The organism is Pantoea sp. sgz302252, assembly GCF_042610525.1.
Lineage (GTDB): Bacteria > Pseudomonadota > Gammaproteobacteria > Enterobacterales > Enterobacteriaceae > Erwinia.
This window is the reverse complement of record NZ_JBHDVM010000038.1, coordinates 1-1,064: the sequence shown is the minus strand read 5'-3', so window position 1 is coordinate 1,064 and position 1,064 is coordinate 1. Positions and strand designations below refer to the sequence as shown.

Here is a 1,064-nt window from a genome sequence, read left to right as displayed (position 1 = left end):
TCGCCCACCGTGATATCAAAGCCGCCCGCGCCCGCAAAGATGCCCGACTGCTCCGTCACCGACCGCCAGTCGCTGTTCATTTTATCCCGCGTGGCGCTGACGCTCGCCGTTGCCGCGCCGCCGACCGTATAGCCCGCGCCCGCGCTGGCGCTCTGCTGCTTCGCGTCGTACGTCTCGCTGTCCTGCTCACTGCTTATCGTCAGGTTGCGGCCCACGTCCGCCTTGACCGCCTCGCCGCTGACCTGCGCGCCCGTAAGCGTGGTGTCGCGTCCGCTGACAATCGTGACCTGGCTGCCCGCGTTTACCTGCGTTTCCACATGGCTGACGCTGTCCGCGTTTTCATGCCCTTTGCCCTTGTTGACGCTGGCGGAGACGTTAAGGCCCGCGCCGCCGGAGCCCGCCGTGATGCCCACGCCCACGCTGCCGCCTTTACTGCTGTTCTGGCTTCGCGTGCTGCTGCTCTCTTCGGCTGAGACAAGGTTAACGTCGCGATTCGCCGAGAGCTGCACGTCTTTGCCCGCCTGAAGCCGGCTGCCCTGAACGTTGATGTCCGTTCCGGTGGCGGTAACGGTGAGATTGTTGCCCGCCGTCAGGCTGCTGCCCTGCTGCGTGGTCTGCGTCAGCGAGCTTTCCGACTTCGCGCTCTGGCTGCCGTAAGAGATGCTGACGCCAACGGTGTTGGTTGCGCCTTTTTCATAGCCCTCGTCGCCCGGCTTCAGCCCCGCCGCGGCGTTTTTTGCCTCCGCCGCGCTGGTTTGCAGGCCGTCCAGCTCGTACGCCTGCTGCGCGCTGACGCCGCTCAGCGCCGCCTTGATGCCCTGTAAGGCCGCCAGGCGTCCGTCGCTCTCTTTTCTGGCCTCGTTCACCGTGGTTACCGCCGCGTTCAGCGCGCTGCCCGCCGTGCCAGAGAGCGCCACCGTCAGGCCGCTCTGCTTCTGTTCGGTTTTATGCGTCTGCGAAAGGCTGTTTTCCGCCGCCAGGATACTGACCTCTTTGCCAGTCAGGCTGATGTCTTTTCCGGCCAGCACGTCCGAGCCTTTTACCGTCAGGGCATTGCCCGCGCT

At 65.3% G+C, this 1,064-nt stretch carries 1 protein-coding gene; it reads right to left on the bottom strand.

Annotated features, from left to right (window positions below; genetic code table 11):
* A partial coding sequence (locus ACETPC_RS23765; protein WP_380184895.1) for a hemagglutinin repeat-containing protein occupies positions 1 to 1,064 on the bottom strand: 1,064 nt, incomplete at both ends.